Here is a 13,158-nt window from a genome sequence, read left to right on the forward strand (position 1 = left end):
TTTAAAAGCAAAAATAATTTACTCAAATATAATTTTTAAAATTTCTATAATGTGGTGTCAATTTTTCTTAAATAGCATATAATAAGAGCAGGGAGGGATTACTGTGACAATTTCAAGAGACAAAATGATTGAACTAGAGAAGAGAACAATAGAAGAGTATAAAATTGATTCTCTTATGTTAATGGAAAACGCAGGAATGGGAATTTTTCGCGAAATTAATCAGTACGATTCCTTTACGATAATTTGCGGTAAGGGAAATAACGGTGGCGATGGACTTGTCATCGCAAGACATTTAATTCTCAGCGGAAAAATCGTGGAAGTCTTTGTTGTAGGCGACAAGGAAACAGAAGAATTTTCCAAAAATTTAGAAATAATAAAAAAACTTACAGATGTAAAATATATAAAAAATGATAATTTTGACGAACTAATTGAATCCATCGAAGTAAATGAAATCACTGTAGACGCAATTTTCGGCACAGGACTCAATAGGAAGTTAAATAAATTTTATAGGTCTTTAATTGATGCCATAAATATTCACGGCAATTATATAATTGGAGTGGACATACCTTCTGGCATGGACGCAGACACAGGCGAGGAATATGGCAACTGTGTGGCTTGTAATGTTACCTACGCAATATCCGATATAAAAAAGGGTGAGCTTTTGAATAGCAATGTGGGAGAGCTTAAGAAAATATATATTGGGATTGTGAGGTACAAGGATGAGTAAAAAAATCAGTAGAAATATAAACTTGACAGAAGGCTCAATAGTAGAAGGTCTAATAAAATTTGCAATACCACTACTTCTCACAAACTTTTTGCAACAGCTTTACAACACTGCCGACCTTATGATAGTTGGTAGGTTTGCTGGGAAAAACCCCATGGCAGCAGTTGGTGCAACGGGACCTGTTTCCAACTTACTAATTGGACTTTTCTTGGGACTTACCACTGGTGCCTCTGTGGTCATCTCCCTATATTATGGGTCAAATGACAGAGAGGGACTAAAAAAATCTGTTGGTGTTTCCTACTTTCTTGGCTTAATATCAGGGCTTTTCATAACAATTTTTGGATACCTAACGACGCCCTTCTTCTTAAGAATAATGGATACGCCACAAGAAATTCTTCATGACGCCACAATTTATATGCGAGTTTTCTTTATGGGCACTGTTCCAATTTTAATTTACAACATGGGGGCATCTATATTAAGGGCGACTGGGGACTCCAAGAGACCTTTTAACTTCTTGTGTGTTTCAGCTATGGTAAATATTGTTCTTGACCTCATTTTAGTAGGCTGGCTTAACATGTCAGTCTTGGGCGCAGGCATTGCAACACTTGCATCACAAGTTGTATCAGCAATCCTAGTTACTTATTCACTTTTAAAAACAGACGGGTCTTATAAGCTTAGAAAAGAAGAGATAAAACTTCACAAGTATGAAGCCAAGAGAATTTTTGATGTGGGCATACCTACGGGAGTGCAAACAGCACTTTTGTCCTTTACAAATGTAATTTTCCAAGCAAAGATCAACTACTTTGGAGCCAATGCCATAGCAGGCGTTGCAGCTGAAGGAAGAATTGACGGATTTTTATTTATGTCCCTTCAAGCTATTGCCCTTGCGGCAACAACTTTCTCAGGACAAAATTTTGGGGCACAAAAATATGATAGACTAAGAGAAGGCATGAAGGTTTCCCTTTTAATTGTCTTTGGAATTTCTGCAGTATTATCGGTAATTGCCTTTACACTAGCAGAACCACTTATTGCAATATTTAATCCAGACCCAGATGTAGTAGCCTACGGTGCTGACTTCTTGAAGATAATAAGTCTTGGTATTTGGTTCTTTGGACTTTCAGAGACCATTTCTGGCTTCATAAGAGGAAGCGGACATGCCTTGGCTCCAATGATCATTTCCCTACTTACAATTTGCATTTTGAGGCTTGTAGTAGTTTACTTTGCAATGCCAATATTTAACTCCATAAGAGTAATAAGTATAATCTATCCAGTGTCTTACTTCGCAAACTTCTTATTGACGGCAATTTATTACAAATTTGGCAAGTGGAGAAAAAATATAGATATGTAAAATTTGGCACCACAGGTGCCTTTTTTATTGAAATAAAGTAAAGTTTTATTGTAAACTATACTTAATATATAAAAAGCAGTGATGATATGAAAAAGAAAAGCATTTTTTTAATATTTATTTTACTTGGAGGGATTTTTTGGGGCGTAAATAGCTTTAGACGCTATCCAAAAAAAATCGTGGCAGAAGTTCTCTACACCATTGACGACAGGATTTTTGCCTTTGCCGATGATTATATAGAAGACTTTGGTCTATCAGATATTTTTAACAAGGTAAAGACTAGTGGAGACTATGGCATAAGGCTAAACATTCAAGACCTTAATGGCGACAAATTAAATATTATAAATTTTCAAAGTGCAAGTAATAAATCCAGATATTATAGAAAGAGATCAGAAAAAGACAAAAAAACAGAGACAGTGGGGGAAAAAATTGTAAATAGCGATGTCTACCTTTATAGGGAGGACTTGTCTCCCTTGCCCCTATATATTGATAGAAACACTATGGTAAACCTCTCTCGTGACTCTCATGTTTTAAGTGATTTAGGCTATGACATAGAAAGCAAAAAATTATTTCTTCCACCAGTTTCCTTTTCTGAAAAAAATTCTGAGTTAAAAAAATATGTGAAAAAAGAGTGGACTGAAATAATAAGGACAACTCATGTGAAAAATATTTCAAAGAACAAATTTGAAATCAAGGTTAAGTCCGAGGATTTGGAAAAACTTATGAATAAGGTGGAAGAATTTTATGAAGGAGAAAATTATTTTCCCTACACTTATGTAAGTAGAATTTTAAAAAAAGAATTTAAAAATATTTCAGAGGACTTAAAAAATAGGGAGAAAATAGTATTTTACATGTACACTGATGAGGATTTAAACCTCTTAAAACTTCAGTCTGATGATAAAAAGTACAGCCTTAAAATAAAGGATGACTTCGAATTAAAGGTGCCTCACAGGCATATTTATATTGAGCATGAAGAAAATGAAAATCTAAAGACTATTAAGGGAAAGATAAATTACAGAAACTTCAGGATGAGTTATTATCCAAAAAATAAAGACCTCATCTATCATGACGAGTTAACTCATATAAATGCCAGTTTTTATAATCTCATCAAGTCCAAAAAATTTAAGGTCCTAGCTGATATTGATGGCAGTAAGGTAAAAAAAGTAAACTTTAATTTTTACACAGTTCCAAATAAAATAGAAAAAGAAAAAAATTATATAGAAATTTTAAAATTAAGTGAAGAAGATTGGAATAATTTAATAAAAGGAGCAAGGAATGAAAGATGATTTTAATCAAAAAAGCAAATTAATATTTAGAATATTATTTGACTCCCTAATAGTGGGGACCTTCGCAGGACTTTTTTCAGTTCTCTACAGATTTGTAATAATGAAAATGGATTTACTCCGAAAAAATTTGTACAGCGAATTTAATATAAAGTCTCTTTTAATCTTATTACTCCTTGCAATAATAATATCCTTTGTAATTTATAGACTATTAAAGTGGGCACCCCTATCAGGCGGCAGTGGAATACCACAAATTCGTGGCGAAATCCTTGGCAAATTCAATATGGATGAAGTGCCAACCCTATTTTCAAAAATAGTGGGCGGCGGACTTGGAGACCTTATGGGATTTTCCCTTGGTAGAGAAGGTCCATCAATACAAATGGGTGGCGCAGCAGCAAAATTTATAGGAAAGACCATAAAAAGACCTCCTGATGAAATAAAGTACATGATAACAGCAGGTGCAGCAGCAGGACTTGCCGCAGCCTTTAACGCACCTATGGCAGGTTGCATCTTTGCCATAGAAGAGCTCCACAAGACCTATTCAAAGTTTGTCCTCTTGCCAGCCCTTATAGCATCAATAACAGCCAACTATGTGTCCTTTGTCATAATGGGGGCGGAAACATCTTTTTCCTTCTTTGTGACAAATTCCCTACCCATGAATTTAATATGGGTGGCAATACTAATTGGAATCCTAACAGGTTTGGTTGGAGGACTATACAACTTACTAATAACAAAATTCCAAGACCTTTTCAAAAAAATAGATTCAAAGATATTGAAGTATGCCCTACTTATGGGCGTGACAATTATAATTGGATTTAGCTTTTTTGAAGGAACTGGCGGCGGACATGGACTACTAGAAAAAATGGCAAAGGAAGAGTTTGCAGTAAAATACATTTTAGCAATCCTTCTTGTGAAATTATTTTATACAACATTTTGTTACGGCTCAGGAGTCCAAGGAGGAATCTTTTTGCCAGTCCTAGTAATAGGTGGGTCTTGCGGGACATTAATATATGCCCTACTTGGAAAAAACTTTGACTTAGATCCCTATTATGTCAACTTCATAATACTTGGCATGAGTGGAATCCTTGCATCAGTAGTTAGAAGTCCAATCCTTTCAGTAATCTTAGTAACAGAGATGACCAAGACCTTTGACCACTTAATTGCCCTATCCATAGTAGTCATAGTTTCCTATTATGTGGCAGAAATTCTAAAAGTAGCCCCAATTTATGACACACTTTTCGAGAGACAGTTAAAGGACAAAAACCTACTTAGTCCTAAAGAAAGAGAGCTTGGCGACTATTCAGTCTTTGAGTACACAATCACTGGCGACTTAAAAATAATAGGAAAGAGCCTGAGAGAAATAAATTTCCCAAGGCACCTAATAATAATGTCAATAGAAAGAGAAGGCACAGAAATCGTCCCAACAGCAGACGATAAAATACTTTTAGGCGACAAAATCACAGTCCTAATAAAGGCAGCAGACGCCCTAGAGATAGACAAATTTTTGAAAAATGAATAAATTTTATGCCAGGGCTTAGGCTCTGGTATTTTTTGTGTTTTTAAATTTTTGCAAAAGAAAAGTGCAAGTTTTATTTTCTTGCACTTTCTTTTAAAATTTTTATTTTATTGTTTTTGAAAAAATATTTTTTATAAATTTTTTAGAATTATTTTTGAATCGAATTATTTTTCCTTCAAATTATTTTTGAAATAATTTAAATTAAAATTAATTTATAAGTTCTCTAAATATTTTTTTACTTGGGGACCTACATAGGCCTTGCCCTTGGTCAAAAGTATTGGTCTTTTTACTAGCATGCCATCACTTGATAAAAGATCATAAATTTCTTCTTCAGTCATGTCCTTCTTCTTATCCTTTAGTCCAAGCTCTCTATATTTTACGCCAGATGTGTTAAAAAGTTTAAAGATGTCAATATCTGCCAAGTCTTTTATTTTTTTAAGCTCTTCAACTGAAAGTAAATCCTTGTCGATTTCTCTGTATTCGTAAGAAATATTTTTTTCTTCCAATAATTTTTCTATATTTTTGCAAGTGCTACATCTTTTGTAGCCGATTAATGTGTTCATTTTCAGCCTCCTTTTGGTAATTTCATTATACTACAAAAAAAATAAAAAAATTTTTAAAAATTTTTATAAAAAGTGTTTACATTTTAATTTAGTGTGGTATAATATTAGTACCAAATAAGAATAACTTAATAAAGTGAAAAGAATTATTGTGAAGTTACTTATTTGGCGAAACATGACAATTCCATCCAAGATCAGTAAAAATGTTTTTGATTTTTATTAATTTTACAAGTTTTGACTTAAAACGCCAAACTTTTATATAAATCGAATAGTTTTTAATGGACGAAAATAATTTTTAATAGTATAACTTTTAAAATAATTGATGGTAAATAGTTTGTTTAGATATTACTCTTAGTTTTTATATAAAATGGTACGCAAACTTAGAGTTGGGTTTGCGAGAAATATCAATTTTATATAAGCCTTTGGTAAAATAATAAAAAAGGTGATAGTAGTGATTGAACCAAAAAATTTAAGTTGGATGGAATTGGATATGTAAAAAGAATGTCATTTATTTAGAAAATAAAGGCATTCTTTTTTTGTGTTTTTTTATTTTAAAAATTTTAGTCTAAAGAAATACTGATAAAATTTGTCCTATAAAAGTAAATTAATAAATAATTTTTGCTTTTTATAAATTCTTGAGAGAAATTTTAGCTTCATAAAATAAAAATGTTTTACTAAAAATTTTTTATTTTCCACAAATTTCCAAAAAAATTTATATTTACATAATATTTTTGCATGAAATCACAAAAAAATCGCCACGATAAATTCGTGACGATTAATTTTTTATTTGTTTAAAATTTTTGCAGCCATTTCTTTTCCAAAGTCTATAAGCTTTTTTATTTCTTCTTCAGTTGCTGCACCTTGGATTTCTAGTTGAGTGTCAAGGACATCGTACTTGCCATCTTCCATGTATTTCTTTAGGGTTTTAAGAGCACCGCCTGACCAGGAGAAGGATCCAAAAATTCCCCAATAATTATTTTTCATTCTTTGGTGAGAAACTTCTGTCATTAGATAATCCATTGGTGGGAATAAGTTGTTGTCGTAGGAACATGAGCCTATGATTACGCCCTTATATCTCCAAATGTCTGATAGGAGATAGGAGTTAGATGTCTTTGTGATGTCTCTAATCTTGATATTCTTAAGTCCGCCTTCAGAAAGTCCCCTTGCCACAGCTTCTGCCATCATTTCAGTATTTCCATACATTGAGCCGTAGATAACAACGCATCCGTCAACAGTTTCTTGTTTTGCAAGAGACGTGTAGATGTCAATTATTTTCTTAGGATCTTCTCTCCAAATAAGTCCGTGATCTGGACATATTAACTGGATATCAAGGTCAGCTAATTTATTTAAAGCTTTTAGGGCTTGTGCTGCATATTTTCCAACTATATTTATAAAATATCTTGTTGTTTCTTCATGATAGTGAGCGTCGTATTCAATTTGATCGTCAAAAATTCCGCCGTCAAGAGTTCCAAAACCACCAAAAATATCTTGTGAGAAAAGTGTCTTTGTAGTTTCTTCATAGGCTACCATAGATTCAGGCCAGTGAACCATTGGAGTCATGTAAAAAGTATACTTTTTGTCTCCAAGTTCTAGTGTTTCACCATCCTTAACTTCTATGATGTTGTCTGTAATTTCATAGAAATTATTTAGCATGGCAATAGCTTTTTTATTTGTAACAAGTTTTGCATCGGGATAAATTTCCAAAATTGATTTAATTGAAGAAGTGTGGTCTGGCTCCATGTGATTAATCATAATGTAGTCAATCTTTTCGCCTTCTCCCACAATTTCATTTATTTTTTCCACATAAGAATCAATTGTGTTTACTCTTACTAAGTCGAAGAGTACATTTTTTTCGCCCTTAACTAAAAAAGAGTTATAGGCAACTCCCTTTGGTAGTGGCCACATGCCTTCAAATAGTTCAGTTTTCCTATCATTTGTGCCTATATAGTAAATGTCATTTTTAATAGGCACTGACAATAAATTTTCCATAAAATCCTCCTTATTTCTTTAATTTATTTAAATTACATTAAGTCTTTTAAGTCCAGGACCAAGTCCTTTAACAAGAAATTACATATCTCCTCCTAATAAAATTCCAAAAAGTCGTGTCTTTCTCCCTTTTCTTTGAATCCTAAGATTTGTTCCATATTTACATTTTCAGTAGCACGAAGAATATTTATGTCTACATTTTTGTTTTCTTTTTTAAGTTCCTGGATTAAGTCCTTTATAAAAAATCTCTTGTTGCCAGATTTTTTCTTTGTAACAGTGCAGGCACAGTCAAGGGCAGATAGTCCTGTTGACTTCATAAAGCGAATAATTGCCTCTTCACGAACTAGATACATGGGTCTAATGAGTTCAAGTCCTTCAAAGTTTTGCGATTTTAATTTTGGCATCATAGTCTTGAAGTCGCCAGCATAAATAATATTTAAAAGAATAGTCTCTATGACATCGTCAAAGTGATGACCTAGGGCTAGCTTGTTGCAGCCAAGTTCCTGAGCCCTGTTGTATAAATTTCCACGGCGCATTCTAGCACACATATAGCAAGGAGAACCACCTTCAGACATTTTTTCTGCAACGGAAAAAACATCGGAATTGTGAATCTTTACTGGTATGCCAAGCCTTTCACAGTTAAACTCAAGTCTCTCTCTATTTTCAGGAAGATAACCTGGGTCCATGGCTATAAATTCTAAGTCAAAGGGCACCTTGTTGTGTCTCTTTAATTCTTGCAAGAGCTTTGCAAGAGTTAGGGAGTCCTTGCCCCCAGAAATTGCAACGGCAATTTTGTCTCCTGCACTAATTAATTCATATTTATTTACGCCTTGCACAAATTTTTTATAAATGTCGCGTCTATAAGTTTTTATAAGGGACCTTTCTATGTCCACAGTGCTTTTTATTGTTTCCAAAAAATTCACCTTTACCAATCTAATTTCATTATAACACAGTTATTTTCTATTTTTAAGAGCATAGAATTTGTTAAGAGGCTAAAAAATTTTATAGCCTCAAAACTATTGCTTAAAGATTATAACACAAGGGTTTTTATTTTTTATAGATAAAAAATTTATCTCAATAACAAGACTAGAGCCATATAATTATCAAAAAGGCTCTCGATGTGATATAATCTATGTAATTAATTTAAGGGACTCTACATAAGTAGATAGAAGAAAAGGAAGTATAAAATGGTAAAGTATAATGTTAAGAAAAATTTCACACTACTTGTGGATTTTTATGAATTAACAATGGCAAATGGATTTTTTAAGGAAGGCATGAGAGACAAGACTGTCATCTTCGACATGTTTTTTAGAGAAGTTCCTGACAACGGTGAATACACTATTGTTGCTGGACTAGAACAATTAATCGAGTACATGGAAAATCTCCACTTCTCTGACGAAGACATAGAATTTTTGAGAGACAAAAATATTTTTGAAGAAGAATTTTTAGATTATTTATATAATTTTGACTTTCAATGTGATGTCTGGGCAATGCCAGAGGGAACTCTTGCCTTCCCAGGTGAACCTCTAGTTATAGTTAGGGGTCCAGCTATGCAGGCACAAATGCTTGAGACTATGGTTTTATTAACTTTAAACCATCAATCAATGATTGCCACTAAGGCATCTAGAATTGTTAAGCAAGCAAAGGGAAGACCAGTTGTTGAATTTGGCTCAAGAAGGGCTCAAGGTTATTCTGCTGCAAACTTAGGAGCAAGGGCTGCCTACATTGGTGGCTGCGCAGGAACTGCCAACACTTTATGTGACAAGATGTTTGGCGTGCCAGCTCTTGGCACCATGGCACATTCTTGGGTTCAAATGTTTGACTCAGAACTTGAAGCCTTTAGAGCCTTTGCAAGAGTTTATCCAGACAATTGTTTACTACTTGTCGACACTTATGACACCTTAAAAGAAGGCATACCAAATGCCATAAAAGTTTTTGATGAAGAAGTCCTACCTCGTGGATTTAGACCAAAGGGAATAAGAATTGACTCAGGAGATATCACTTACATTTCCAACAAGGCGAGAAAAATGCTTGACGATGCAGGCTATCCTGACGCACAAATTATGGCATCAAATTCTCTTGATGAATACACAATAAGGACCCTACTTCACCAAGGGGCAAAGCTTGATTCCTTTGGAGTTGGCGAAAGACTTATTACATCAAAATCATCTCCAGTCTTTGGCGGAGTTTATAAACTTGTTGCAACTGTAAATGATGATGGGAAAATTATTCCAAAGATAAAAATTTCTGAAAATGTTGCGAAGATAACTACTCCAGGCTTTAAAGAACTTTACAGATTTTATGAAAATGAAACAGGTAAGGCAATGGCAGATGTAATTGCCCTAAGAGATGAAAAAATTCCAAAGGACAATTATGAAATTTTCCATCCAGTTTACACATGGAAGAGAAAAACCTTAACTGACTACACAGCCAAAAAAGTTTTAGTACAAATTTATGACAAGGGAAAACTAGTTTACAAGCTTCCAAGTCTTGAAGAAATAAAAGAAAAGGCAGAAAGAGAACTTGACACTCTTTGGGAAGAAACAAAGAGACTAGATAATCCAAATGAGTACATCGTTGACTTGTCAGAAAAACTTTGGAAAGTTAAGGACGAACTTTTAAAGAAACACGGTAAAAATTAAAATAGAAAAATAGAAAGGGAAGAAATATGCAGTATTACGGAAATGTTTTTAGACCGCCAAGTGAGGCAAGGTCTCTAATTATTCAGGCAACAGTGGGTTGCTCCCACAATTCTTGCACATTTTGCTACATGTATAAAGATGACGACTTTAGGATAAGACCTCTTGAAGATATAAAAAAGGATTTAATCGATATGAGCTCCTATGGGGATTATTTCGAGAGAATTTTTTTGGCTGACGGAGATGCTCTCGTCCTAAAGACGGAAGATTTAGTTGAAATTTTAAGAACTATAAAAGAATATTATCCCAATGTAAATAGAGTTTCCTCCTATGCAACTGCCCAGGACATAAACAGAAAGTCCCTTGAAGAACTAAAGACTTTAAGAGAAGAAGGACTTGAAATGCTCTACATTGGTTTTGAAACAGGCGACGAGGACCTCCTAAAAGAGATTCAAAAGGGAATTACCTATGAGGAATATGTCACTGCAATGAAAAAGGCAAAGGAAGCAGGTTTTAAGACTTCTGTCACTATTATTGCAGGTCTTGGTGGAGTTGATGGCATGGAAAGAAATGCTATTGGAACTGCCAAACTTGTCTCTGAAACAAAGCCAGACTTTTTGGGATATCTAACAATGAGAATTTATAAGAACACTCCTCTTTATGCCGACTACATCTCTGGCAAATTTAAAATGCCTGATGCAGGAGAAATTTTAGAAGAGATGAAAATATTTTTGGAGCATGTGGATTCAGAAGGCACAGTCTTTAGGTCCAATCACGCATCAAATTATGTTCTACTTGCAGGCAACTTAAATGAAGATAGAGAGGCTCTTATAAAGGCCATTGAAAAAACTTTGAAAAAGAAAAACTTTAGACCTGATGTATTGAGAGGTTTCTAAATTGAGTAAAAAAGATTTAAAAAATAATGAAGGTGGAAAAAATTCTAAGGATTTAAAAAGAGAAGAGCTTTCCAAGCACCAAAATAGCGGTGTTATTTCCTTTACTAAGGAAGAGGAAAAGTCTCTTGCAGTAAATCCCATAAGATTTTTATTGCCACTAGATTATGGCAAGGCTCCTCGTAAAGAAGAAAAACTTGAAATTGACTACAAGGAAAAAGACGAGCCATCCAACAAGAACTTTGAAATAATTATGGAAGTTAATCCAAATATTTCTAATGAGACAAAAAAGAAAAAAATAAAAAGAGAAAGAAATCTGCCAATGATTTATAATAAAGAAAATATAGAAGAAGATACTCTTGGCTTAATTGACGATTATGCCAATATATTTTCAAGGCAGATGAAACTTATAATGGATTTTTCTGAAATTTACATGAAGACAATGACCAATATGCAAAAATCAATTTTTGAAGAGTATTTTAAATTATTTGACGATTTTTCAAAAAAATAGAGGAGAAATATGGAAGAAAAAAGAGAAGATAGAGAAAAAATTAATAGTCCCTTAAAAAAATTATTCTTTAAAAACGAAGTTTACAAGAAAGTTTTTTTACTGGGACTGGCACTTTTATTTGTCGCCTATTTATTTTTAAATAGCAAAAGTATTTTCAAAGGCTTTGGAGTTCTACTGGGAATTTTAGGTCCCTTCATACTTGGAGGAGTCATTGCCTTTATTATGAAAATACCTCTAAACTTTTTAGAGAGAAAAGTTTTTGACAAGATAAAAAATGAAAAATTTCAAAAGCACAAGAGGACAATTTCCATTGCAATTTCATTTATATTTATAATACTGGTATTTTTTCTAATAACTGCAATAATTTTGCCACAGTTAATAAATTCCTTTGATGGACTTAGAAAATCCCTACCTAGCTTTTTACAAATGGCAATAGATAAGACTAGAGAAGTACCTTACCTAAATAATTATTCAGATAAATTGCAAAGGGAATATAATAATTTAAGTTGGAATGAAATATTTAATAGAATTAAGGGCTTTGTAACATCAAGTGACAATTCATCACAAATACTTAATGGTGCTCTTTCCACTGCATCAAATATTTTAGGTGGACTTGTATCCTTTATGCTTGCCCTAATTACATCAATTTACATTTTGGCAGACAAGGAAAGACTAGGCTATCAAGCTACAAGAATTTGTTACTCCTTCTTTAATAATAAAGTTGCAAATAAAATAATTCATGTAGCTCATCTTCTTCACGAAAACTTCTTTGGTTTTATAAGGGGACAACTTACAGTTTCCACTGTTATAGGTATTGCAACCTTTGTGGCTTCCTTTGTTTTAAGGATTCCCAATGCTGCAACTCTTGGTGTAATAGTTGGTGTAACAGATCTTATTCCAATTATTGGACCCTTCCTTGGTGGAGCAATGTGCTTTATCATGATAGTCATAGAAGATTCCACAAAGGCTCTTATGTTTTTGGTCTTAATTGTAATTCTTCAACAACTTGAATCAAACTTAGTTTATCCAAAAATTGTTGGAGACAAAGTTGGACTTCCTTCGCTTTGGACTCTTGTTGCCATTACAGTGGGTGGATCTTTATTTGGAGTAGTTGGAATGTGGGCATTTATTCCACTTGCATCAACTCTTTATGAAATAATGAGAGAGTACACAAAATATAAAATCGACGAGAAAAATTTAGACTTAAGAATGAAAAAAATTTAAAAGAAAAAATAAACTGCTTGGAGAAAATTATTCTCTAAGCAGTTTTTTATTGGAAAATTTTAAAGATAAATTATTTACTTTTTTTCTTTTTATCTTTTTTGTCTTCGTCCTCTTCTTCTTCCTTACTTTTTTCTTCTGCTTCCAAAATATTTCCTTCGCAGAATAAATAAGTTCTCATTTGTTCGTCCCAGCCTTCTTGGTTGCGGCGAAGCCATTCAAGTGTCATCATTGCGTGTTCAATTTCTTCTTCAGCATTGTGCCACATGATTTCCTTTAATTCCTTGTCATCAGTTACTGCAACTCTTTGAAAGTACCAGTCAACTGCTTCGATTTCTTCTTTTAGTGAATTAATCGCCCTAATAATTTCTCTTGATTTCTTTGTCATTTCCGCTGCGGGTTCATGATAATCGTTAGCCATAATTTGCCTCCTTAAAAAATACAATCTTCTAATCAGATTATAACCCTAAAGTCTTTAAA

Annotated in this window: 12 protein-coding genes; 8 read left to right on the forward strand and 4 right to left on the reverse strand. The window is 33.3% G+C overall.

What is annotated here, in order from left to right:
- The first annotated feature begins 103 nt into the window (after positions 1-103).
- The 4 genes from Q0U74_RS00160 to Q0U74_RS00175 all read left to right on the forward strand — a co-directional run bounded on the left by Q0U74_RS00160 (position 104) and on the right by Q0U74_RS00175 (position 4,871).
- Positions 104-727, forward strand: coding sequence for an NAD(P)H-hydrate epimerase (locus tag Q0U74_RS00160; RefSeq protein WP_297391762.1), 624 nt, complete (start codon positions 104-106; stop codon positions 725-727).
- A complete protein-coding gene (locus tag Q0U74_RS00165; protein ID WP_297391764.1) occupies positions 720-2,072 on the forward strand; it encodes an MATE family efflux transporter in 1,353 nt (450 codons plus the stop codon). Before Q0U74_RS00160 ends, Q0U74_RS00165 begins: the two co-directional genes overlap by 8 nt.
- 86 nt (positions 2,073-2,158) lie before the next feature.
- On the forward strand, positions 2,159-3,355 hold the full coding sequence (locus Q0U74_RS00170) for a hypothetical protein (protein WP_297391766.1): 1,197 nt from the start codon (positions 2,159-2,161) through the stop codon (positions 3,353-3,355).
- Positions 3,345-4,871, forward strand: a complete 1,527-nt coding sequence (locus tag Q0U74_RS00175; protein WP_297391768.1) for a ClC family H(+)/Cl(-) exchange transporter — start codon at positions 3,345-3,347, stop codon at positions 4,869-4,871. Before Q0U74_RS00170 ends, Q0U74_RS00175 begins: the two co-directional genes overlap by 11 nt.
- A gap of 209 nt (positions 4,872-5,080) precedes the next feature.
- Here the strand turns inward: Q0U74_RS00175 and Q0U74_RS00180 are convergent, their stop codons facing one another.
- From Q0U74_RS00180 to Q0U74_RS00190, 3 genes are all read right to left on the reverse strand, one after another.
- Complete coding sequence (locus tag Q0U74_RS00180; RefSeq protein WP_297391771.1) at positions 5,081-5,431, reverse strand: Spx/MgsR family RNA polymerase-binding regulatory protein; 351 nt, start codon at positions 5,429-5,431, stop codon at positions 5,081-5,083.
- 780 nt (positions 5,432-6,211) lie between these two features.
- Complete coding sequence (locus Q0U74_RS00185; protein ID WP_297391773.1) at positions 6,212-7,417, reverse strand: FprA family A-type flavoprotein; 1,206 nt, start codon at positions 7,415-7,417, stop codon at positions 6,212-6,214.
- 92 nt (positions 7,418-7,509) lie between these two features.
- The gene (locus Q0U74_RS00190) at positions 7,510-8,328 is read right to left on the reverse strand and encodes an ATP-binding protein (RefSeq protein WP_297391775.1); all 819 of its coding nucleotides are present in this window, start codon (positions 8,326-8,328) and stop codon (positions 7,510-7,512) included.
- 273 nt (positions 8,329-8,601) lie between these two features.
- On the opposite strand from Q0U74_RS00190, the gene Q0U74_RS00195 reads away from it, so the two are divergent.
- Genes Q0U74_RS00195 through Q0U74_RS00210 form a run of 4 tightly spaced genes read left to right on the forward strand, consistent with a single transcriptional unit; the run spans position 8,602 to position 12,681 of the window.
- Positions 8,602-10,056, forward strand: coding sequence for a nicotinate phosphoribosyltransferase (locus Q0U74_RS00195; protein WP_297391777.1), 1,455 nt, complete (start codon positions 8,602-8,604; stop codon positions 10,054-10,056).
- Positions 10,057-10,082: 26 nt separating this feature from the next.
- Positions 10,083-10,949, forward strand: coding sequence for a radical SAM protein (locus tag Q0U74_RS00200; protein ID WP_297391778.1), 867 nt, complete (start codon positions 10,083-10,085; stop codon positions 10,947-10,949).
- A gap of 1 nt (position 10,950) precedes the next feature.
- Positions 10,951-11,457, forward strand: a complete 507-nt coding sequence (locus Q0U74_RS00205) for a hypothetical protein (RefSeq protein ID WP_297391780.1) — start codon at positions 10,951-10,953, stop codon at positions 11,455-11,457.
- 9 nt (positions 11,458-11,466) lie between these two features.
- On the forward strand, positions 11,467-12,681 hold the full coding sequence (locus tag Q0U74_RS00210; RefSeq protein ID WP_297391782.1) for an AI-2E family transporter: 1,215 nt from the start codon (positions 11,467-11,469) through the stop codon (positions 12,679-12,681).
- 70 nt (positions 12,682-12,751) lie between these two features.
- On the opposite strand, the gene Q0U74_RS00215 is transcribed toward Q0U74_RS00210, so the two are convergent.
- Positions 12,752-13,099, reverse strand: a complete 348-nt coding sequence (locus Q0U74_RS00215) for an encapsulin-associated ferritin-like protein (RefSeq protein WP_297391784.1) — start codon at positions 13,097-13,099, stop codon at positions 12,752-12,754.
- Positions 13,100-13,158 lie beyond the last annotated feature (59 nt).

It is taken from the genome of uncultured Peptoniphilus sp., assembly GCF_946998875.1.
Lineage (GTDB): Bacteria > Bacillota > Clostridia > Tissierellales > Peptoniphilaceae > Peptoniphilus_A.